Origin of the sequence: Faucicola mancuniensis (assembly GCF_046523945.1) — a bacterium.
GTDB lineage: Bacteria > Pseudomonadota > Gammaproteobacteria > Pseudomonadales > Moraxellaceae > Faucicola > Faucicola mancuniensis.
On sequence record NZ_CP171363.1, the window covers coordinates 1,679,676 to 1,702,426 of the forward strand.

The 22,751-nt window shown below is 40.3% G+C and carries 16 protein-coding genes, 2 tRNA genes and 1 pseudogene; 8 read left to right on the forward strand and 11 right to left on the reverse strand.

Annotation, left to right across the window (positions count from 1 at the left end; genetic code table 11):
* The first annotated feature begins 53 nt into the window (after positions 1 to 53).
* Together ACGTJS_RS08295 and ACGTJS_RS08300 are read left to right on the forward strand one after the other, a co-directional pair.
* Positions 54 to 130: transfer RNA gene (locus ACGTJS_RS08295), tRNA-Ile, on the forward strand.
* Positions 131 to 368: 238 nt separating this feature from the next.
* Entirely contained in the window at positions 369 to 629 is a 261-nt protein-coding gene (locus ACGTJS_RS08300; RefSeq protein ID WP_410471721.1) for a hypothetical protein, read from the forward strand.
* Here the strand turns inward: ACGTJS_RS08300 and ACGTJS_RS08305 are convergent.
* A pseudogene (locus tag ACGTJS_RS08305) lies at positions 609 to 1,097 on the reverse strand (IS1595 family transposase); the annotation flags it as partial. The gene ACGTJS_RS08300 and the pseudogene ACGTJS_RS08305 sit on opposite strands and share 21 nt — an antisense overlap.
* Before the next feature lie 94 nt (positions 1,098 to 1,191).
* Positions 1,192 to 1,512 (reverse strand): phospholipase D-like domain-containing protein, encoded by a 321-nt coding sequence (locus ACGTJS_RS08310; protein WP_410471722.1) that lies wholly within the window; start codon positions 1,510 to 1,512, stop codon positions 1,192 to 1,194.
* Positions 1,513 to 1,811: 299 nt separating this feature from the next.
* Here ACGTJS_RS08310 and smc point away from each other — a divergent pair, with 299 nt between their 5' ends.
* The 3 genes from smc to ligA all read left to right on the forward strand — a co-directional run bounded on the left by smc (position 1,812) and on the right by ligA (position 8,644).
* Positions 1,812 to 5,399, forward strand: a complete 3,588-nt coding sequence (gene smc / locus ACGTJS_RS08315; protein ID WP_410471723.1) for a chromosome segregation protein SMC — start codon at positions 1,812 to 1,814, stop codon at positions 5,397 to 5,399.
* 152 nt (positions 5,400 to 5,551) lie between these two features.
* Positions 5,552 to 6,517 (forward strand): cell division protein ZipA C-terminal FtsZ-binding domain-containing protein, encoded by a 966-nt coding sequence (locus ACGTJS_RS08320; protein WP_315043627.1) that lies wholly within the window; start codon positions 5,552 to 5,554, stop codon positions 6,515 to 6,517.
* 108 nt (positions 6,518 to 6,625) lie between these two features.
* Positions 6,626 to 8,644: an NAD-dependent DNA ligase LigA gene (ligA, locus tag ACGTJS_RS08325; RefSeq protein WP_410471724.1), complete on the forward strand. Its 2,019-nt coding sequence runs from the start codon at positions 6,626 to 6,628 to the stop codon at positions 8,642 to 8,644.
* A 403-nt stretch (positions 8,645 to 9,047) separates the two neighbouring features.
* On the opposite strand, the gene ACGTJS_RS08330 is transcribed toward ligA, so the two are convergent.
* The 5 genes from ACGTJS_RS08330 to ACGTJS_RS08350 all read right to left on the reverse strand — a co-directional run bounded on the left by ACGTJS_RS08330 (position 9,048) and on the right by ACGTJS_RS08350 (position 13,858).
* A tRNA-Lys gene (locus ACGTJS_RS08330) sits at positions 9,048 to 9,123 on the reverse strand.
* 137 nt (positions 9,124 to 9,260) lie between these two features.
* Positions 9,261 to 9,488: a hypothetical protein gene (locus tag ACGTJS_RS08335; RefSeq protein WP_410471725.1), complete on the reverse strand. Its 228-nt coding sequence runs from the start codon at positions 9,486 to 9,488 to the stop codon at positions 9,261 to 9,263.
* 110 nt (positions 9,489 to 9,598) lie between these two features.
* Positions 9,599 to 11,575, reverse strand: coding sequence for a MacB family efflux pump subunit (locus tag ACGTJS_RS08340; protein ID WP_410471726.1), 1,977 nt, complete (start codon positions 11,573 to 11,575; stop codon positions 9,599 to 9,601).
* A 22-nt stretch (positions 11,576 to 11,597) separates the two neighbouring features.
* Positions 11,598 to 12,881, reverse strand: a complete 1,284-nt coding sequence (locus tag ACGTJS_RS08345) for an efflux RND transporter periplasmic adaptor subunit (RefSeq protein WP_410471727.1) — start codon at positions 12,879 to 12,881, stop codon at positions 11,598 to 11,600.
* A gap of 230 nt (positions 12,882 to 13,111) precedes the next feature.
* The gene (locus ACGTJS_RS08350) at positions 13,112 to 13,858 is read right to left on the reverse strand and encodes a hypothetical protein (protein WP_410471728.1); all 747 of its coding nucleotides are present in this window, start codon (positions 13,856 to 13,858) and stop codon (positions 13,112 to 13,114) included.
* A gap of 150 nt (positions 13,859 to 14,008) precedes the next feature.
* On the opposite strand from ACGTJS_RS08350, the gene ACGTJS_RS08355 reads away from it, so the two are divergent.
* Both ACGTJS_RS08355 and ACGTJS_RS08360 read left to right on the forward strand, forming a co-directional pair.
* A complete protein-coding gene (locus ACGTJS_RS08355) occupies positions 14,009 to 14,905 on the forward strand; it encodes an energy transducer TonB (RefSeq protein WP_410471729.1) in 897 nt (298 codons plus the stop codon).
* A 25-nt stretch (positions 14,906 to 14,930) separates the two neighbouring features.
* Positions 14,931 to 15,623 carry an HAD family hydrolase gene (locus ACGTJS_RS08360; protein ID WP_410471730.1) on the forward strand — a complete coding sequence of 231 codons (693 nt, stop codon included), beginning with the start codon at positions 14,931 to 14,933 and terminating at the stop codon, positions 15,621 to 15,623.
* 40 nt (positions 15,624 to 15,663) lie between these two features.
* On the opposite strand, the gene lldD is transcribed toward ACGTJS_RS08360, so the two are convergent.
* Positions 15,664 to 16,812: an FMN-dependent L-lactate dehydrogenase LldD gene (gene lldD, locus ACGTJS_RS08365; protein WP_410471731.1), complete on the reverse strand. Its 1,149-nt coding sequence runs from the start codon at positions 16,810 to 16,812 to the stop codon at positions 15,664 to 15,666.
* A 272-nt stretch (positions 16,813 to 17,084) separates the two neighbouring features.
* On the opposite strand from lldD, the gene ACGTJS_RS08370 reads away from it, so the two are divergent.
* Positions 17,085 to 18,839 carry an L-lactate permease gene (locus ACGTJS_RS08370; protein WP_410471732.1) on the forward strand — a complete coding sequence of 585 codons (1,755 nt, stop codon included), beginning with the start codon at positions 17,085 to 17,087 and terminating at the stop codon, positions 18,837 to 18,839.
* Positions 18,840 to 18,902: 63 nt separating this feature from the next.
* Here ACGTJS_RS08370 and ACGTJS_RS08375 read toward each other — a convergent pair whose 3' ends face one another.
* The 3 genes from ACGTJS_RS08375 to ACGTJS_RS08385 all read right to left on the reverse strand — a co-directional run bounded on the left by ACGTJS_RS08375 (position 18,903) and on the right by ACGTJS_RS08385 (position 22,641).
* Entirely contained in the window at positions 18,903 to 20,255 is a 1,353-nt protein-coding gene (locus ACGTJS_RS08375; protein WP_410471733.1) for an FAD-dependent oxidoreductase, read from the reverse strand.
* Between the two features lie 447 nt (positions 20,256 to 20,702).
* Entirely contained in the window at positions 20,703 to 21,875 is a 1,173-nt protein-coding gene (locus ACGTJS_RS08380; protein ID WP_410471734.1) for an acyl-CoA dehydrogenase, read from the reverse strand.
* 217 nt (positions 21,876 to 22,092) lie between these two features.
* Positions 22,093 to 22,641 (reverse strand): carboxymuconolactone decarboxylase family protein, encoded by a 549-nt coding sequence (locus ACGTJS_RS08385; protein ID WP_410471735.1) that lies wholly within the window; start codon positions 22,639 to 22,641, stop codon positions 22,093 to 22,095.
* Positions 22,642 to 22,751 lie beyond the last annotated feature (110 nt).

The following is a 22,751-nucleotide window of genomic DNA, read 5'->3' on the forward strand; positions in this document are numbered from 1 at the left end:
TTTTGCGGTATTATATTTAGCTTAATTTTACCAATCTTTTTGGTAAAATTGTAGGGCCTATAGCTCAGTTGGTTAGAGCAGAGGACTCATAATCCTTTGGTCCACAGTTCAAGTCTGTGTGGGCCCACCAATTTTAAACCCTCGTAAACCCTTGGTTTATGGGGGTTTTGCTTATCTAAGCAGTCCAGACCATCGGGATTTTATCGACCGTTTTGCGGTACATCATACTAATAGAAACACTGAATCTTATCATTTCCCACAAAGACGAACTGCTTGCCCAAAAAGACAATGATATAGCTACTCTCAAAACCTTGGTCGATCTATAGTTAAAACTGTAATATAATAGGCATTTTACTCAAGTTATCGCTATGCCAAAAATATACGACCAAGACCTACGAGACAAAGCTATCAGCAACTGGCAAAAGACAGGCAACAAAAGCAAAACAGCCAGACTCTTTGAAATCAACCGTAACACCGCCTTTGAAAATTACGTCAAATCTCAAAAGTTTGACACAGCAAAACAACTTAGAGAACAATACTTAAAAGACTATGCTGATATCAGTATTTCATATAACGCTTTGGCTCTAGACTATCAAGAACTAAAAAACTCACTTAATCAAATCCCATAAATGGCGTTGTAATTCATTCAAATCTTTATTCCAACGCCACCTTGCGAAACGGTGTTTCTCATCTTTTAAGTGAAACTCAAAATTTGCGGTTACACCATTAAATTTGGCAAGCCTTCTTTTAGTAAAACTCCAAAAGCTCTCAATGCCATTAATATGACAATTACCGTGTGCAAACTCATGTTTACTGTGGTTTACCCTAAAATGCTTATCATAACTAACATCAACTAAGCCATTATCGCCACGAAAGCCTCTGAATAAATAATGCTATTCACATCAACCCTACCTAGTATCAATGCTTGTAGAGTGCCTTTTTTGCAATCTGGTACAATTTTTAGTATAAACTCTACCATCACGCTCAAAGATACCAAAAACAGGTTGTTTAAGTGTGCCACGACCACGTTTTAGTTTACCATGAAAACCACGTTGGCGTTTTGCTCCAAAATAGCTTTCATCAAGTTCTATTTCACCGTATGATAAGCGTTTATGATTTTTTTGACTTGATAGATGCTTAACTTACTGTTATATTTCATGTTTCTAGTCTAGTATGGGTTGTGTTGCTAGTCTAGAGCCCATTTTTGGTCAAGTTAGAACTGCCAACTATCAAAACATGTTCTTTTTCATGTTCAAACAAAAAAAACTTTGCATGTATATTTTTGTTGTCAGGGGCAAGACGCACCGACACATTGCTAAATTTTAGCAACTCTCGCATGGTGGCTGGTTGGTTAAATCCAAGATAAGAAGAGATAATTATTTTTCCATGCACATTTCTTTGGCTGAAATCAAACAAATGCGTTTTTAACAGATTAATCCCTTCAGTGGTGATAAAAGCCACCAAAAAACAAAAACTTTTTGCTTTATCAATATGATGGGTTAAATCTGTCAAAATAAATTGTTGTTGTGTTACATCATTTACCAATATTTTAGGTGTATGTCCTTTGTTAGGATAATATTAGGCGTCCAAAAATCCATGTTTTAAAGAATCCATTAGGCTGTTATTCGGGTTTTGAGTGTCCAACATGATTTGCTTCATCTATTTTCTAAATCACTCATCATATCATACCAAAATGACAAGTTGTTTTGATTTTTTTTAAATATTGTGGGGTTTGTGAAAATCTTATCAAATTAATGCTTCCACCCAAAAATTTTGTTAAAATAACCGCTTTTTGATGAAATCCTTTTAGCATGCGTTTAAAACAACTCAAACTCGCTGGCTTTAAATCCTTTGCCAACCCAACCACCTTTCACTTTAAACACACCATCACCGCCATTGTCGGACCAAACGGCTGTGGCAAATCCAACGTCATTGACGCTGTGCGTTGGGTCTTGGGCGAAAGCTCCGCCAAACAACTGCGTGGCGGTGCGATGAGCGATGTCATCTTTGCAGGCTCACAAGAAAAATCTGCTAAAAGTCTGGCAAGTGTGGAGCTGGTTTTTGAACACACCCAAGGCGATGATGCAGGGCGTGGCGGTATCAACCACGCTTTAAACCTGTATCACGAGCTGTCCGTCCGCCGTCAGATTACCAAAGACGGCAAGTCCGACTATTTTATCAATGGCACAAAAGTGCGTCGCCGTGATGTAGTTGATGTGTTTTTGGGGACGGGGCTGGGTGCGAGAAGCTATGCGGTGATTGAGCAAGGCATGATTGGGCGGATTATTGACGCTAACGCCATGCAACTGCGTGAATTTATTGAAGAAGCGTCTGGTGTTTCTCGTTATCAAAATCGCCGTGAAGAAACCCAAAGACAGCTAGACATCGCAACTGACAACTTAAGTCGGCTAAAAGACATGACAAGTGAGCTGACCGCCCAACAAAAACGCCTTGAAAAACAAGCCAAAACCGCCAAACAAGCCCAAGAATTTCAACAACACATTGATAAAATTAACCAACAATTATTGGTAAACGAACATTTTAGTTTATACCAGAAACGCCAACAATTAGAAAAAGAGTATCAACTGATTAACCAAAATTTGGAGAAAAAACAACAAATTATTGAGCATTTGACCCATCAACAAAAACAAATTTTAACCCAAAATTATGAGAAACAAATCGCCCAACAAGAACAACAAAACCAATACCAACGCCATTGGCAACAACAGCACGAAACCCAAACTTTGTTTAATCAACAAAACAATTTGCTCAATGAACAACAGTCAAAAATTGTTGAATTAAATACACAAGATAACGAACTTACCAACCAAATTTTACACATTCAAAGCGAACTGGAACAAAACCAAAAAAACCTAACAGATTTACCCAATCAATTAGAAAAAATACAACAACAACTTAGTAATTATAAACAACAAACCCAAGATTTAACTTTGGCACGACAGAAAATTGCCAACCAAATCAGCCAATTACACAAAGACAAACAAGAACTTGACAAACAGCAAGCCATCAATGACAATTTATTAAAAACTAATCAACAGCAGTTGGTTAAAATAAAAAATCAACAAAAACAACACGAGCAACAATACCAAAAATGGCAAGAAAAACAGCAACAAATTGATGAAAACGATGATACTGAGCAAAGCCTGAGTGAAATATTTGACAAAATTTCGGCAATAGAAAATCGTGTTATCAATCGCCAAGAGCAAATTGCCGAGCAAATGGACGAAGTGGAAAGTCTAAAACGCCAACACCAACAAGCCGAACAACAAATTGAAAAATGGCAAACAGAACAAGATACGCTACAAAAACTGTTAAACCATCAAGAACAATTTTTACAAAAACTCAAACAAAATCAACAGGTTGCTAATAATTTGCCTTTGTTGATTGAACAGCTTGAATTGAGCGAAAAAGGCAAAACTTTTAGCAAGATGTTTGATGAATTGTTGCCGATTTTAACCAAATGGACGGTGGCAAATTTTGATGATTTGGCAAATGTGTCAGCCCAAAGTTTTTTAAACAATGAATTATTGTTGAAAAATATTAACAATCAAACCCAAACGCTTGATTTTTTGCGACAGTCGGATTGGGTGTTGTTAAATGATTTGTTGCTAACGCCCAATTTGCCGATGTTTCACAAAATTTGGTGTTGTCAATCGGTGCTAAATGTCACTGATGTGGTGGATATTTTGCCAAAAATTGCCGATAATTGGTTGTTATTTAGCACGCAACAGGGCGATTTTTGGTTGTTTAGTGCGTATTGTTGTGTGAATTTGCACCAAATTTCACAAAATAATGAACAAATACCAAATATTACCCAACGATTTAGCCAGCAACATCGCATTGACGAGTTGCAAGATTTGATTGAAAAACAACATTTGCCGTTGAATCGTTTAAAACAACGACTGCAAGAAGCGATGGTAAGTTTGCAAGAATGGCAAGCCCAAGACCAAGCGGAACGCCAAACGATTGCTCAATTAAACGAGCAAAAACAAAAACTAAACACTCAAAAACTGGAAAAACAACACCAACAAAATCATTTGCAAAGTGAAAAAAATCGCCTTGACGAGCAACAAAAGCATTTAAATAAAGAATTAAGTGAAATTGAACAAATTATTCAACAATTTACCGATAAAGAACAAGATATTAAACAAAAATTGGCAGAAATTCAGCCAGTTTTGGGCGAAGCCATTCATGAACGAGAAAGTTTTGACAACCAGTTAAATCAAGCGATTGCCGAGCAAAAACGCCAAGAATCGGTGGTGAACGAATTAACCATTGCTTTAACCAAAGGGCAGTTACAATGCCAGCACCAAGCGGATAATCAACAAAAACTGCAACAGCAACAACGCCAAATCAAAACCCAAATTGAGCAATTAAATCAATCGGTTGCAAGTTTGCAACAGCAGTTGCCAACTTTGACCGAGCAGTTGGCAAGTTTTGATGAAAAATTAACACAAAGTGAAGGAAAACTACAAGAAATCACCGCAGAGCTTGCCGAATGTGAGCGACAAAAACAGCAGTTGCAACAACAACTAGACCAAACACAGAGTGAATACCAAGCCGAACAGCAGGCGTTTTATGCTTTGGACACGCAAATGGCATTGATAAAACAAAGTAGCGAGCAAGTTGCGGCGAAAATTATTGAACAAAAATTGATTATTGATGAGTTTGATGAAAATCAACTGTTGGCAGATGATGAGGTTGGGCGGTTGCGACAACAGCAACAACATTTTCAACAAAAATTGTCAAATTTGGGTGCGGTGAATTATTCGGCGGTGGCGGAGCTAGAAGAAGTCAATAGTCGGTTATCGCCGATGGACGAGCAGATTGTGGATTTGACCGCCAGTATGGACACGTTGCGAAAGGCGATTGCCGAGATTGACAGCCAAACCAAACAGTTGTTTATGAATATGTTAAAAGAAGTCAATAGCGAGCTAAATCATCTGTTTCAACAAGTGTTCGGTGGTGGACAAGCCCAATTGGTGCTTGCCAATGATGGCAGTGGTAAGGGTTGGCAGGCGGGACTTGAGTTGATGGCACAGCCCAAAGGCAAGAAAAACAGCCGTTTGGCATTGCTCTCTGGTGGCGAAAAGACTTTGACGGCATTAAGTTTAGTGTTTGCGATTTTTAAACAACAACCTGCTCCGTTTTGTGTGCTTGACGAAGTGGACGCACCGCTTGATGATGCCAATGTTGAGCGTTTTGCCAATTTAATCAAAGACTTAGCCAAAGATGTACAGTTTATTTTTATCAGTCATAATAAATTGTCCATGCAGATTGCGGACGATTTAAAAGGCGTAACCATGCCGACTGCGGGGATTTCAAAATTGGTGAGCGTGGATATGAAAGATGTGGCAAAATATTTGGAAAATGGCTAATTTAACAAAAATTATCAAAACTTTTTAACAAAAATTGAAAAAAACTTGGTAATTTTTTGGCAAAATTGACAGTTTTTTGTAGCTCAAAGACCGCTAATCATGGTACTATAACACCATTTTTATTATCATAATTTTTGAAAGGATAATTCGGTATGACCGTGGTTGATGTAATTTCAATATTGGTTGCAATCGGTGCATTGCTTGCGATGTTTTGGGGTGCTTATACGTTATTTTTTACCATGAAACAAGCCAAAAATGCAGGCAATCAGTCCAATTTATTAGATGAAAATGTGGGCGATAAAAATGGTGTACCGATTTTGCCACGCCATCAGCGACCTGAATATAGCGAGTTTCAAGCTGAAACGGACGAAGCCGAGCAGTATGATGAGCATAATACCAAAGTTTTGTCCGCAGAAAATACCACATTGGCACAGTCTGAAAACGTGCAAACCGAACAGGTAAAAACGCCCCATTCGGACACCATGCAAATGTCTGAAAACAACCTTTCTACAACGTCAACAACCAATGATGGCGAAGATGCCTTTCGTGCTTTGGCAAATGCGACAGAAACCATCACCCCAACGGTGCAAACTTTTGACGAACGCAAACTCAAAAAAGAAGGCTTTAGCGATAACAGCCCAATTTTGGACAATCATATCCAAGCTCAAGTGGACAATGACCAAAACAGCCCATTGAATAATGCCGTACAAAATTTGAACATTACCTTGTTTCCCAATGAACAAATGAGCCGTATCGCAGGGCGTGATTTGTTAAAATTATTTGACAAATATGGCTTAAAATTTGGGGCGATGAATATGTTTCATCGTTATGACAACAAAGATGGCACAGGTATGCTGTGGTTTAGCGTGATGATGGTAACAGAAGACGGTATTTTGCCATTTGATTTAAACAAATTGCCTATGCAATACGTCAAAGGTCTGGTGATGTTTGTGGCGTTGCCACACCCAGAAGCGAATCGTGGTTTTGACAGCATGATGAGCGTGGCAGGGCTGTTGGCACAAGACTTGCAGGCGAGCCTATATGATGAAACAGGCAATCCACTTAGCAAAGAAGTGGTCAATGAAATGCGAGAAATTGCCATTAACTTTGGTAAATAATGGATAATATTGCGAAAAAGCTAAGTGAAAACTTGGCTTTTTTTTAGCAATCAATAAAAATCAATTCAATTTATTTAAATAAAAAATTAAAAAACCCTGAGAAAAACTATGTCAAATACCGAACAAAATTCAATCATTCAACAAATGCGAAAATTGATTAATCAATTAAAACAGCATAATCACGCCTATTATGTGCTTGATAATCCAATTTTGCAAGATAGCGAATACGACCAATTACGTTTGCAACTCATTGATTTAGAACAACAATATCCAAATTTAATCCAAGCCGATAGTCCGATTAACACAGTTGGTGATAAACCGTTGCCATTTTTTACCCAAATTACCCATACCATTCCCATGTTATCATTGGGGAATTTGTTTAATTTTGACGATTTGCAAAATTTTATGCGAAGAGTAAACGACCGTTTAGCGGTTAATCAACAAAATCCCGAATACGAAGTTGAGCTAAAATTGGACGGTTTGGCGGTGTCAATTATCTATGAACATGGTAAATTTGTGCAAGCGGTTACTCGTGGCGATGGGCAAACAGGCGAAGATATTAGCCAAAATGTGAAAACTATTCGCAACTTACCGTTGGTGCTAGACGTGGATATTGAGCGATTGGAAGTGCGTGGCGAAGTGCTAATGCCAAAGGCAGGTTTTGCCAAATTAAACCGAGAAGCCGAAAGTCGTGGCGAAAAAACTTTTGCCAATCCACGCAACGCCGCCGCAGGCAGTTTACGCCAACTTGATCCAACGATTGCCAAAAATCGTCCGTTGGCGTTTTATGCCTATTCGGTTAATCAAGGCTTGCCAAGCACGATTACGACACAATTTGACGCTTTAATATGGCTAAACAATCTTGGTTTTACCATTAGCGATATTAAACTTGTCAAAACCGCCCAAGAATTGCAAGATTATTATCTGTCTGTCATTGAAAAACGCCCTAATTTACCGTTTGAAATTGACGGCACGGTGGTAAAAGTCAATGATTTGGCATTGCAAGAACAACTTGGCTTTTTGAGCCGAGAGCCACGTTGGGCGACTGCGTACAAATTCCCTGCCGAAACGGTGATGACACGCCTAAATGCGATAGAATGGCAAGTCGGACGTACAGGGCAACTGACCCCTGTCGGCAAACTTGAGCCTGTCAATGTCGGTGGCGTAACCGTGAGCAACGTAACTTTGCACAACATTGGTGAGATTCATCGCCTTGATATTCGGGCGGGAGATATGGTGAGCGTCCATCGGGCAGGCGATGTTATTCCAAAAGTTACTCGTGTGTGGCTGGACGAACGCCCAAGCGATACCCAAATAGTTGTATTGCCGAACACTTGTCCTGTCTGTGATTCGCCTGTAGTGTTGCCTGAGGGCGAAGCGTTGGCACGCTGTACAGGCGGACTGTTTTGCCCTGCACAACAGCAAGAAGCGTTAATCCATTTTGTCAGCCGAAAAGCGATGGATATTGACGGTTTGGGTGAGCGTTGGTTGATTAGTTTTCACGAACATGGGCTTGTCAAAAATGTGGCGGATATTTATGATTTAAAAAATCATCAACAAGTTTTGATAAATTTGGAAAAATTGGGTGAAAAATCGGTAGAAAATCTGCTAAACGCCATTGAAAAAAGCAAAAATACCACGTTACCACGCTTTATCTATGCGTTGGGCATTCGTGGGGTGGGCGAGAGTACCGCTTTAAACTTGGCAACGCAATTTGGCGAGCTTGAGCCGTTGATGAAAGCGAGTATTAAAGAATTGCAACAAACGCCTGATGTGGGTGAGATTACGGCGGATTTGATTTTTGAGTTTTTCCGAGCCGAGTATAATGTGGAAGTGATTGAACGCTTAATAAAAGCAGGCATAAGTTGGGAAAAAGTCAGTCAAGAACCTATCGGCAATCAACCGCTAAAAGGGCAAAGTTGGGTGATTACAGGCACGCTTACGAGCATGGGGCGAGATGAAGCCAAAGCCAAGTTGCAAGCGTTAGGGGCGAAAGTGTCTGGTAGCGTGTCGGCAAAAACAACGGCACTGTTGGCAGGGGAAAAAGCAGGGAGTAAACTTGCCAATGCCGAAAAATTGGGCGTGAAAGTAGTGACGGAAGATGAATTTCTGAAAATCTTGGAGTGAGTATGAGTAATAGTAGCTATCTCTACTATTTGTGATGTTCAAAAGTGGGGATAGCTTATGAAAATATATTTCCTAAATGGTAATTTAAAGTTCACTAGTTTTTATAGTAGGAACTATTCCCTACTATTCATATCTTCAATGTACAATAATACGTAAGATATCCTAGCGTTATTTCCACTTAAAATAGGACTAATCGCCCTAACTGCTACAACCGCATTAAGCCTAACCGCTTGCACCACTGAAAGCTATCCACACCAAAAATAATATTGGCTAGGATTAAAAAAACCAAACTTGTTGAAGTTTGGTTTTTTTGTGTCTATCCATTTTGCATTTGGTAAAGGTGTATTTGATAAAAGCTAGGCAATAAAAAACCCTTTGTCGTTTAACAAAGGGTTTTTGTATATGGTGGATCGTCCGCGACTCGAACGCGGGACCAACGGATTAAAAGTCCGCTGCTCTACCAACTGAGCTAACGATCCAATGACGGCATATTATACGGATTTTTTTGGGATTTGCAAGTGTTTTTTGAAAAATTTTAACATTTAAACGATTTTATTAAACGGATTGATAATTTTAACAGGCATACCGTCAAAATCTGCTATATTGCGAGTAATCTTTAAGCAAAAATGTCATCAAAAGATTGAACACAGGGTGGCATTTCTGGTAAATCAATATCAGCAACATCAACGTCATCATACGCCATAATCATTTCGTATAAAGTAGGCTCTTTGATTGCTTTTGCAATAACTTGCCCATTATTAGCAAATTGTACGGTTTGTCCGTGTTGCACTTGCATGATTTGTTCAGCAATATTAGGCGGTAATAGGCTTAATTCAATTAACATTTTTTTGTCCTTTTTTATTTTTGACAATTTTATTTTAACATTTAAACACCAAAAAATAAAACCCAACTTTGACATTGGGTTTTATTTAAGAAGTGGTAAAAATTGTAAAATTATTCCCCACCACTTAACGCATCTACAGGGTTTAATCGTGCGGCATTACGAGCAGGAATAAAACCAAAAATCACACCAATTAACGTTGAGCAAATTACCGCCGATACAATGGACGTGGTGGAATAAATCACTTGGAAATTGCCCCCTGCAAAGCTATTAATCGCATAACCAATCGCAAACGCTAGGCACAAGCCCAACACACCGCCTAAAATACACACCAAAATCGCTTCAATCAAAAATTGTTGCAAAATATCACTCTGTCTAGCACCGACCGCCATACGCACGCCGATTTCGCTAGTACGCTCCGTTACCGAAACTAGCATGATATTCATCACGCCAATACCGCCTACAATCAGCGAGATAATCGCAATTGATGAAATGAGTAACGTCATCGTGCTAGTGGTGGATTCAATGGTTTGGCGGATTGAGTCCGAGTTTTGCACCCTAAAATCATCTGTGCCGTGGCGTTGTTCAATTAAATCGGTTACTGCAGCTTCGGCGGCACTGGTAGAAATGCTGTCTTTAATTAACACGACAAACGCATCAACATTATCTTTACCGAGCATTTTTCGCATCACGGTAGAATAGGGCATATATAGCGTTGGCGTGTCCGAGCTTGGGCTAAAGGCTTGGTCGCTTTTTTGTAAAACACCAACCACACGAGCAGGAATACTGCCGACTAAAATCACTTCACCGAGCGGATTTTCGCCATTTGGAAAGTAGGATTTGACCGCATTATCATCAAGAATAATGTCTTGGGTCATGTTTTTGATGTCATCATTGCTAAAGTTTTGTCCGCTTTTTATTTTTTGACCTGTAACCGCAAAATAACCGCTACCCACGCCACTCACGTTAGCGGAAACTTCGGTGTTTTTGTAGCGAGAAGTTACCGATGTGCCGACTTGTGGGCTAACGCTTTCTACATAGGGCTGTTCGGCAACGGCATTGGCATCATCATCGGTTAAATTGTTGTCGTGGTATCTTCGTCTTGGGTCGCCAAAACGGTAGCCATCACGCACGGTTAGCGTATTTGTACCAAGCGAGCTGATGTCGGATAGGATTTTTTGTTGTGAGCCTTGCCCCAAACCAACCACCGACACCACAGATGCAATACCGATAATAATGCCGAGCATGGTCAAAAGCGTTCGCATTTTGTGGGCTTTCATTGCCAATAATGACATTTTGAAGGCTTCTTGCAAACGGTCTAAAAAGGCGGTGATTCCGACTTTTTTGGGGAATGTGATTTTTTCGCTTTGTTGGCTTTTATCAAATTCGTGTTCGGTGTAATAATCTTTTAAAATATAACCGTCTTTGATTTCAATCACACGTTCGGCTTGGGCGGCGATACTTGGGTCGTGCGTTACCATGATAATGGTATGCCCTTTGGCGTTCAAATTTCGCAAAATTGCCATAACGTCTTTACCAGACTTACTATCTAACGCCCCTGTCGGTTCGTCTGCCAAAATCACATCACCGCCATTCATCAAGGCACGTGCGATAGACACACGCTGTTGTTGTCCGCCTGATAGTTGGGTAGGGCGGTTTTGGGTTTTTTCGGCTAAGCCCAAATCTGTCAATAATTGTTTGGCTCTTTTGTCCCGTTCGGCAATCGGCATACCTGCATAAACCGCAGGTACGGCAACGTTGGCTTGGGCGTTGATGTCGCCAAGTAGGTGATAACGCTGAAAAATAAAGCCAAAATGCTCTCGGCGAAGTTTGGCAAGTTCGTCTGGGGTGAGTTGGTCCACAGGCTTGCCGTAGATTTTGTAGCTACCTGCTGACGCTTGGTCAAGACAGCCCAAAATATTCATTAAGGTGGATTTGCCAGAGCCAGATTGACCGATAATAGCGACCATTTCGCCTTCGTAAATCGTCAAGTCAATGCCGTGCAAAACTCGCACTTTTTCTTCGCCCGCAGGAAATTCTCGGATAAGTCCGCTGACTTCCATGATTGGTTTTTTTTGTGTTGTATTCATTAAATGGGTTTTCTCAATCTATTTAAAAAACTACATCATCATTAGGAGCTGCTTTTGATGAATCACTAATCACCACTTCTTGTCCTTCAGACACACCGCTAACAATTTGCGTGGTTACACGGTTGGTAATACCAACTTTAACCGCTTGTTGTTTGGTTGAGCCGTCCGCTTGTACCACTTGTACATAATTACCCAACTTTTTATCATTTTTTACCGCAGCGGCTGGCACTGTTAGCACGTTACTGACTTTGTCTTGTACGATATAAACTTGAGCTGTCATGTTAATGCGTAGCTGTTTGTCAGGGTTTGGCACGTCAAAATAACCCATATAATAAATCGCCGAATCCGAGCTTGTGCTATTGGCGGTTGTGCCTGTCGGTGCAGGCTCAATCGCTTGCAAAGTCGCATTGATTTTTTTATCCGAATTGCCAATAATGTTAAAATACACAGGCAAGCCAGCTTTTAGGTTAATCACGTCCGCTTCAGAGATTTTGGCTTTGACACGCACGGTATTTAGGTCGGCAAGCGTTACAATCGTTGGAGCGGTTTGGTTAGAGTTCACCGTTTGCCCTTGTTTGGTGGTGATAGAAATCACCGTCCCTGTCATCGGTGCGGTAACTTTGGTGTAGCCAAGATTTTTTTCGGCAGTGTTCACTTCGGTTTGTGATTTTTTGATGGTTGCTTGGGCGGTGGTGATGTCGGCTTTGCCTGCAGTTAGGTTCGCTTGGGCGGTTTTTATCGCATCTTTGGCACTTTGCACGCTGGCTTGGGCAGTTTTGACCGCAGTTTGGGCTTTTTCAAGTTCTAATTCTGAAATCGCATTTGTTCCTGCCAATGATTTCATGCGGTTATATTCGCTAATCGCCTGTTCTAGGCTGGCTTGTTTGCTTGCCAAATCAGCGTTAGCCGTTTGCAAACTGGCTTCTCTTGTTAAAAGATTGGCTTTGGTGCTTTCAAGATTTGCTAAACTTTGTTCTAAGGTAGCCTTTTGATTGGTTAAAGTGTTTCGCATGGTAACAGGGTCAATTTGTGCAATCACATCGCCTTTTTCCACGTCATCGCCCACTTCTACATAAAGATTGGTTACTTCGCCCGACACTTGAGCCCCGACATCTACCGTTTCTTTGGCTTCAATTTTGCCTGATGCCATGACGTTTTTTTCAATATCGCCACGCTCTACAGTTGCTGTGATGTAGTTGGGTTGTTGCGGTTTTGGTTTTAAAAAATAATAAGCGACAGCGACAATAGCCAACAAAATCACAGTTAAAATCGCCCATTTGGTGTATTTTTTTTGACGTGCCTTCATGATACGGTGCCTAACAAAAAATTAAAAGTTATGAGAATTGTAAATATGATAAAAAAAAGGAATAACAATTGCCAAATTGATTAAAAAATTTTAACTATTATAACGGATTTTTCTATCAGAAGTTTTGATACTGTGTAAATTTTATTGATATTGTTTATCATTTGCAACAAAAAAAGACGTTTTCACGTCCATTTTTGCCATTTTTTTTAACTTTTTTCTAAAAAAAATGATTAATTTTTATTATCGTTGGTCGGTTTTGGGGTTGGATTGTCCGCTTCGCTAATCACCAGTTTGTCTGTGCCAAGACTGATGATTTCGGCAATGTTGGCATTGGCTTTTAATACCAATTGTTCTTCTGCCAAAAAGCCATGATTGACTTGCACTTTTTTGAGCGTGTCCATAATCATCTGATTTTTTTTGAGCCATCGCCCAATGTCAAGGTACAAAATCTCTTCTTTTTGGTGAACCAAATTAATTTTTTGCAAAATCATGCCAAGCGGGTCTTTTTTTAATACTTTGTGAAAAAACCACACCGCCAAACGCACGGCTTTGGTTTTAAAATAATTGTCGGTGTGCAATGCCAAAACGTCTGTGTTGCTCAACTGTCCAAACACAAAACGCTGATGATGGCGGTCAAGTTGCACATGAACAAGACTCAAATTCACCGCCAAATTGGCAAAAACACCGTACGTATTGACAGTGGTGTAAAGGCGTAGCCAATTTTCGTGCAAATCCAAATGTAAGTCCAAAATCGCATCAACATTGTTGGTGACAAAGCGTTCTAGGGCTTGATTTAGCTGGGTTTGATTGGCAGGGACAAAAAATTCTTGTTCAACGGCATTTTCCAGTTTTTCGTAGCTATTTTGAGAAAATTCGCCCAAATGTTGAATGATTTTAACAGATTTTTGTTGGCTAGTTTGTTGTAATTTTTGTTTTAATTCGTCAAAAGTTGGCAATTCAAAGGTGGCGGTACGCATATTTTTCCTTTTTTTACATAAGTTTTTGCTATTTTAACAAAAAATTTGGGTTTTTGTATGTGTGATTTTCACAATAAATTGGTAAATGGGTTTTATTCACGTCAAAAACCTTTTATAATAATAAATTGGTAAAAATTTGCAAATACAGGTGTGAACTTGGTACATATCAAAGACAGTCGGAGCTACCATTTTGACAAACATTATCATCAACCAGACCGTGTTATGTTGATAGCGACCGTTGTGGCGGTGTCATTGCACGCTTTGGTGATTTTTGGCATAGGTTTTGGTAGTAGCACATCGCCATCGGCGGTGGTGCAAGATGTTACGACTGTGTTAAGTGAAAATTTGCAAAAAAATGAAAAAGCCGAATTTATCGCCAATGCCAGTCAAGAAGGCGGTGGTGAAACAGATGAAAAAGTGCGTTTTGAAAATAATACCATCAGCCCTTTGGCGGACGATGCGGTCAATCCAACCGATGATATCGTTACCCAACAACAAAAAAAACGCCAACAACGCTACCAAGAAAGTTATCTTCGCACAACGTTGAGTTTTGAAAAAATTACCAAAGAAAACGACAACAAAAAAGACAACGACAACGCAGAATTTGAGTCCAAAGAGCAACGTTTACGCCAACAAATCGCCACATTGGAAACCAAAATTAGTAATAATCAACAATTGCTTGCCAAAAAGTCTGAAGTAAAAGTGGTGAGCAGTAACTCCACGACCACAGGTGAGGCGGCTCGCTATATTGAAAATTTTCGCCAACAAGCCTACCGTATCGGCAATCAGCAATATCCGCCAGAGGCTCGTGCCAGAGGCTTAAAAGGTGATGTGCGGTTGATGGTGATTATTGACTCAACAGGTAAGGTGAAAGCCATTCAAGTGATGGAGTCGTCTGGTTCAAAAATCTTGGACGAGGCAGCCAAAGAATCGGTGAGAAAAGCCGCTCCTTTTGGACATTTTAGCAAAGATATGAAAAATATTACTGAATTGCGAATTTTTCGTACATGGCGATTTGGCAATGGTTTAAGCGTTGATAGTAAATAAAAGCAAACAAAAATTGGATAAAGCAATGATGCAAAAAGAACTGGCATTATTTGACCTTGACTATACTTTGATTAATACCGACAGCGATTATATGTGGGGCGAGTTTTTGGTAAAAAATAACTTGGTAGAAGAAGCCTTGTACCGTGCCAAAAATCGTGAGTTTTATGAAGATTATTTGGCGGGTACGTTAGATTCGGTAAAATACAATGAGTTTGTCGCAGGTTTTTTAAAACAGCACAGTTTAAACCAGTTGCACGCTTGGCGTGAAGATTATCTGAATCACGAAATAAAACCCTTTATCCGCCCAAAAGCGGTAGAAACCATCGCCAAACACAAAAACGCAGGACATGACGTGTTGGTGATTTCGGCAACCAATGCCTTTGTGGTAAAACCGATTGCCAATCAATTGTTTGGTATTAACTTAGACGATATTTTGGCAACCGAATTGGAACTTGATGACAACGGCTATACAGGCAAAGTCAAAGGGCGTACCAATTTTAAAGACGGCAAAATTTTTCATATAGAACAATGGCTTGCCAAACAAAAAGACAAGGGCATCACTTATAGCAAAACCTATGCCTATTCGGATTCTAAAAATGATTTGCCCTTGTTAGAATGGGCGGACGTGCCTGTGTGCGTGTCGCCTGATGATGTGCTTCACGCACATGCGTTGGCACATCGTTGGGCGGTGGAAGATTGGTCAATTAATGTTGATTAAAATGTTACTGCGTAATGTTGTGAATACAGGTTCTTAGTTTTTAATCAAATTTGGCATAATCCACCAAACAATCACGGTTAATATCTTTGATGGATTGCGAGCTGGTCAAAGTCATGGCAACACGCATTTCTTTTTCAAAAAGATTTAACAAATTGGTTACCCCTGCTTCGCCATCTGCCGCCAACGCATAAACAAACGCACGCCCAATCATACACAAGTCTGCACCTAAAGCAAGCATACGCACCACGTCAAGACCGTTACGAATGCCAGAATCTACTAAGATTTTTAAATCGCCTTTGACCGCATCGGCAATGGGTGGCAGGGCTTTAACGGTGGATAATACGCCATCTAACTGACGACCGCCATGATTTGACACGACAATGCCGTCCGCCCCAAAACTGACCGCATCTTTGGCATCTTTGGGGTCTAAAATACCTTTAATTACCATCGGGCCGTCCCAAAAATCACGAATCCATTCCAAATCTTTCCAAGAGATTGATGGGTCAAAGTTTTCGCCCAAATAGCCCATGTAGTCTTCTAGTCCAATGGCTTTGCCAAAATATTTTGAAATGTTGCCCAAATCATGCGGACGACCCATCAAACCAACATTCATCGCCCAATGCGGACGAGTGGTGGCTTGCATATAACGTCTCATGGCGGCATTTGGGCTACTCATGCCAGAATGGGCATCACGGTATCTTGCCCCTGGTACAGGCATATCTACGGTAAACACAAGGGTGGAACAACCTGATGCCTTGGCACGCTCAAGTGCGTTTTGCATAAAGCCACGGTCTTTTAACACGTATAGTTGAAACCACATTGGGCGGTTAATCGCTGGCACAACTTCTTCAATCGGACACACAGACACGGTAGATAGGGTAAATGGCAAGCCTTTTTTGTCGGCAGCCCTTGCTGCTTGCACTTCGCCACGTCTGGCATACATGCCTGTCAAACCCACAGGCGATAAGGCTAGTGGCATGGATAATTTTTCGCCAAAAATCTCGGTAGATAAGTCAAGTTGCGACATATCTTTTAACACACGCTGACGTAAGGCGACTTCGGATAAGTCCGACACGTTGTGTTTTAGGGTGTATTCGGCATACGCACCGCCATCAATATAGTCAAATAAAAAACGTGGTAGACGGCGGCGAGCGGCTTCTCGGTAGTCATTGGCAGAAGAAATAATCATAAAAATGTCCTTTATGTTGTGAATTATTGTGAGAATTACCTATTGTAACAAAATATTATGCAGATGTTTAGAAAAATAAATCATTTTTATTATAAGTAATTTTTTATAAAAAATATATGTTTGCATAAGAATTTTTTATAAATTAAAAAATAAATATTGCATACGGAACGCAAAATATAGTATGATTTGTTAAATTATGTTATTTTGTGTTAAAAAATATTTTTAAAAAAATAACAAGAATATAAACAAGGTTTAAACAAGGAGTGTTACTCATGTTGACATTTCTGGCATTATTGCCGATTCTCATCGTGATGGTCTTATTGGTCATCATGCGTCTGCCAGCAAAATACGCTATGGCAGTAACTTATTTGGTAACAGCAGGGCTGGCACTCATGGTGTGGCATGCTGATATCAATCAAATTTTGGCGGCGACCACCAAAGGCGTGATTACCGCCATCAGCGTATTATTTATCGTTTTTACTGCCATTTTACTGTTAAATACTGTCAAAGAAAGTGGTGCGATTTTAGCCATTCGTAAAGGCTTTATGGATATCTCACCAGACCGCCGTGTGCAAGTGATTATTGTGGCGTGGCTGTTCGGCTGTTTGATTGAAGGTGCTTCTGGTTGGGGTACGCCTTCGGCTGTGGGTGCACCATTATTGTTTGCATTGGGCTTTCCTGCGATGGCGGCGGTAATGTCTATGCTTATTATCCAGTCTACACCTGTATCGTATGGTGCAGTGGGTACGCCACTGTTAATCGGCGTAAAAAATGGCTTGGACGGCAAAGAAGATATTTTGGCAAGTATTACACCTGCCACATTAGATGATTATATTTTGCAAACAACGGCAAATGTGGGGATGTTTCACGCCATTATTGGCTTTTTAATTCCGCTCATTTTGTGCTGTTTTTTAACTCGCTTTTTTGGTGAAAAACGTTCATTTACACAGGGTTTGCAAGTTGCCCCCTTTGCAATTTTTGCAGGACTTGCCTTTACTGTGCCGTACTTTTTGGTTGCCAAATTTTTAGGGCCAGAATTTCCATCTTTGGTTGGTGGCTTTATCGGTTTGGCAATCGTTGTTCCTGCTGCCAAAAAAGGCTTTTTACAGCCCAAAGAAATTTTTGATTTTCCAGAAGAATCAAAATGGCACGAATCATGGATGGGTAATTTGGCTCATGACAATCATGATGATAATGCAACACCAAAATTTTCAGTTTTTCGTGCCTTTGCACCGTATTTGATTGTGATTTTACTGTTAATTGTTACTCGTGTTCCTGCTATCGGTTTAAAAGGTTTGTTAAACAGCGATGCCTTGACCTTAAAATTTAACAATCTATTTGGCACAACTATCAGCACAAAAGAAGCATTATTGTATTCTCCGGGTACGGTTCTGCTGATTGCATCGGTGATTTGTATCTTTTTGTTTGGTATGAACCAATCACAAATCAAAAAGAGCTGGGGTACATCTGCCAAAACGATGTTATCTGCCGCACCTGCTTTGTTATGCTCTATCCCAATGGTACAAGTGTTCATCAACTCAGGTTCTGCCCCTGATGTTGCCACCGCTTTACCTGCCATGCCGATTTTATTGGCACAAAGTACTGCTAATGCCTTTGGTGATAGTTGGCCAATGTTTGCGTCATCAATTGGGGCATTGGGTGCGTTTATCGCTGGTTCAAATACGATCAGTAACATGATGTTTGCCTATTTTCAATGGTCTACTGCGGTGCAAATTGGGTTGGACTCTGCAATGGCAAGTAAGGTTGTTGCCTTGCAAGCGGTTGGCGGTGCGGCAGGTAATATGGTGTCAGTGCATAATGTCGTGGCGGCGGCTGCCGTAGTAGGTCTGATTAACCGTGAAGGTGCGGTGATTCGTATCACGCTCATTAGTATGACGTATTATGTGGTGCAAGCAGGTTTATTGGGCATGGCGTTTATTTTTAATCCAATGTGGTTTATCCCTGTAGTGCTGTGGCCTATCGGTTTCTTTACAGTTATGAGCATGATGGGAAATAAACACAAATAATTGACTGTTCACAAAAAAAGGTAGTTTTATACTACCTTTTTTTATTTGGCTAAAAAAATGCAATCAGTTTTTTAATTCAACTTTTGCCGTTTCGTTGCTATTGTCAAATTGTTGTAAAACAAGCAATTGTTCGCTATTTTCACTGATTTTCCAATCTTTATTTTTATCCACATTGCCTGTTATCGTTACCGAAATAGATTTAGTTTTTAGGCGGACAATGGGGGCTTTATGCTGATAACCATCATGTTCAAGGTTTAAAATTTGATGGGCAATGGCGTTGCCTTGTTCTCGCAATGGGGCAACAAATCGGCAGGCTTGACCACCAATCGCAATACAATCACCAATCGCAAAAATATCAGGATTTGACGTTTGTAAGGTGTTCTCATCAACGACAATCCCTTGTGGCAAATAGTCAATATTGGCACGTTTTGGCAAACGATTATTTAGAATTAAACCTGTGCTTGCGACCACATGGTCGGCGGTAATACGCTGATTTGCCAACACAATTTCATATTTACTATCGTCAAGGGCTTTGACATCTTCTACCATTGCTTTGCCAACATAATTGATATTTTCAGCGATTAATGCATTTTTTAAGCGTTCGCCAGCGATAGTCGGCAAAATTTCAGCCAATGGCAACGCATCACGGTTAATCAGTGTAACGCTATGCCCCGCACGTTTGATATCTTCGGCAAGCTCTGTGCCAATCATACCTGCACCGATAATGGCGATATGTTGGTTGGGCTGTTCATCAAGTTTGTTTTGCAATTTGGCAAACATATCCACATGATTAATTCGCCAAACGCTGTCAGGTGGCAGACTGACGGGTAGGGCAGTGGTCACTCCCAATGCCAAAATCAAATGTTGATAATTAAAATCACCACGAGTGGTACGCACTTGTTTTTTATGGCTATCAATGTGCATGACAAAGGTATTAGCAACCAGACCAATGTTGAGTTTTTCGCTAAGTTCAATCGCAGATTTATTAATCAAATCTTGTGCGGTTTTATTTTGGCTAATGGCAACGGAAAGTTGCGGTTTCATATAGCGGTCGCCACTGTCAGCGGTGATAAGTGTAATCGGAATGTCTGCGTCCAGTTTTCGCAAGGCTTCAATCGCTGTCCAACCTGCTGTACCGCCACCAATCACAATCACGCCATCGCTGTCGACAAGCGGATTGACAATCGGTTTGCTAATGGTTTGTGAGCGATTAACATACGGCTCAAAATCCCGTTTGGTTACGCCACAAAGCGGGCATTGCCAGTCGTCTGGAATGTCTTCAAAGCGTGTGCCAGCAGGCAGTCCGCCGTCTGGGTCGCCGATTTTTTCGTCATAAATCCAGCCACAGGCTCGGCATAAAAATTGTTTCCAGTCGCCACGACCGTCTGTTGGATTGCCGTTTTTGTCTATGTTCATTGTTTTCTCTAAACTTATTTTTAATTGTGAAAAATTATCCCAAAGTCAAAATGTGATGTCCAATAATTTGCTTTTTATTCACATCAACAATTATACAGGATAAGTATTATCAAGCGGTACGGAAATATTAATGTGTTGATAGCGTTTATCTTCGGTCAAATAAATAGACCGCACTTGCCAATCCCAAGCGGTGCAATTATGGTATTTTTCTTCAATAATTGGGTCGGCATAGGCTCACAAATCAACGATTTCTTCTGCAGTTTCTGTGATATTTTGCATAGGAAAACTGCTAAAGTTTAATGCTTGTTCATGAGTTAATTCATTGGATTGATTTTGACTTTGCATTGAATAAATTCTGTCTGAATTAATGATGTATTTAACTCAATGTTGGTGGGTTACGCCTTCGGTTAACCGCACCCTACGTTTTAAAAATCAATTAAATCAAAATCAATTCGGTGTCACTTCGGTCATTAATTGGTGCGACAAAAAGCGTAAATGCTTAATCGCAGGGGTTACAATCGCCACAAAATGGGCTTCACGAATACGGCGTTGCGGATTTGCCGTCATCAAATAACCCCTTGCTCCTTGATGTAATAGGCTTGCTTGGGTCGCTTGTAAGCTTAACTTTGCCCCTTGAATCCGCACGTCCAACACATCTAAAAAGAAATCTTTACTCGTATCAAATGGCGTATTAGCAAGGCTTGCCGTTTGGGAGACAATGCTGTCTAACGCTTCTTGCAAACCGCCTGCTTGGTCTGCCAAAAACTGATTGACATGACCCAACTGCCCTTCAACAGCGATAATATCGTTAATCGCCCCTTGAATAATCCCTGCCCCAATGCCCATCTGCATGAGTACAAACGCCCCACGAACCCGCTCAATAAAAGGTGTGGCATTATCGGCAATCAAATCTTGCGTTGGCACAAAATATTCATCTAACGCAATTTGCCAAGTGCTAGAACCTTCCATACCGCTAAAAGTCTGACATTGGTTTAGTTTCCAATTGCCTTTTCGCTCATCGTCAAAGGTCAGCAAAAAGAAAATATTTTTTTCAATCACGCCATTATTTTCAACGCTGGCAATCGCGCCGCAATACTGGTTTGGGGCAATATGGCTAATCCAAGGCAACGTCCCAGATACCACAAAACCGCCATCAACCGCTTTGGTCCGCAAAATCATCGGCTCAATATTGGCAAAGGTTTTCATCGGATTGGACAACGCCGTACCGCCAAAACTATTACCCAACACATGATTAAATAAAACTCTATTTTTTAACGCCTTATTCTCCGACTGGTCAAGGTACAAGCCCATCACCTGATGACACCACGACAAAAACCCTGTCGTACCACACACTTCAGCGATTTTGGCGGTGCTTGCGATAGCGGTCATAAAGCGGTTGCCTTGTGAATTTAAATGCGGTGCAAACGCCCCTAATTTGGCAAGTTCGCCCATTTCTTTGATAGGATAATAGCCTTTATCAATGGCGATAGGGTCAAGGATTTGGCTTGCTTTGGCGTGAATATTGGCTAAAAAATCGGGGCTATCTTGCCAAATGTCAATCGCAGTTAAAGCAGTATTTGGCATAACAGGCTTGTCATAATAAGTGTTCAATGCGTTCATAAATTGACCTAAATAAAAATTAAAAGATGTATTTTAAATATATGAATTATGTGAAAAATGAAATGCCTTATTATAAGTATAAATAATTGAGTTTGTTATTCTAATTTTGCATAACGTTTTTAATATTGAGATTTATGCTTAAGCGAATTAGATTTATAAAAAAACCGTTAAACAATATTTAACGGTTTTTTTAATAAAATTACAAGCAACTAGCCGATTAGTTTGGGGCAAATGGTTGTAATTCTGGGTTAATGTCGTTTTGAGCCACGTTGTTAGCATAGTTACAAAGTGTCGCCAATGCTACGCCCATCACGATATCAAGGATATTGGTGTCACTGTAACCTGCGTCTTTGACGGCTTGTAATTGTTCGTCAGACACTTTACCACGATTGTCAATTAACTGCATGGTAAACTGGGCAACCGCTTGGTATTTGGCATTGTCGTCAATGTTAGTACGTTTGCGTAACGCATTTAATACGTTTTCAGGCATTTTTAATTTTGTGCCAACTTTGGTATGACCTGCCACACAAAAATCACAACCATTGTGAGCTGCGGCGGTGATTTGTACCACTTCAATTTCTTCAGGGGTCAAGCTATTACGGCTGTTCATTTTGCCGACTTCTTGATACATTTCTAAGGCTTGTGGTGAATTTGCCAATACGCCAATCAAATTTGGGATAAAGCCATTGGCTTTTTGTACCGCTTCAATACGCTCTTTGGCTTTTTCTGGGGCGGTTTCTACAGTGTTTACGGTTAAACGTGCCATAATTTTTTTCCTTATTGTGAATAAAAATTGATTAAAAAATTTAAATAACTTAAAAAAATTAATCAATTGAATGAATTTAATAGCAATATAAGGGTGATAAAGGTTTTTTA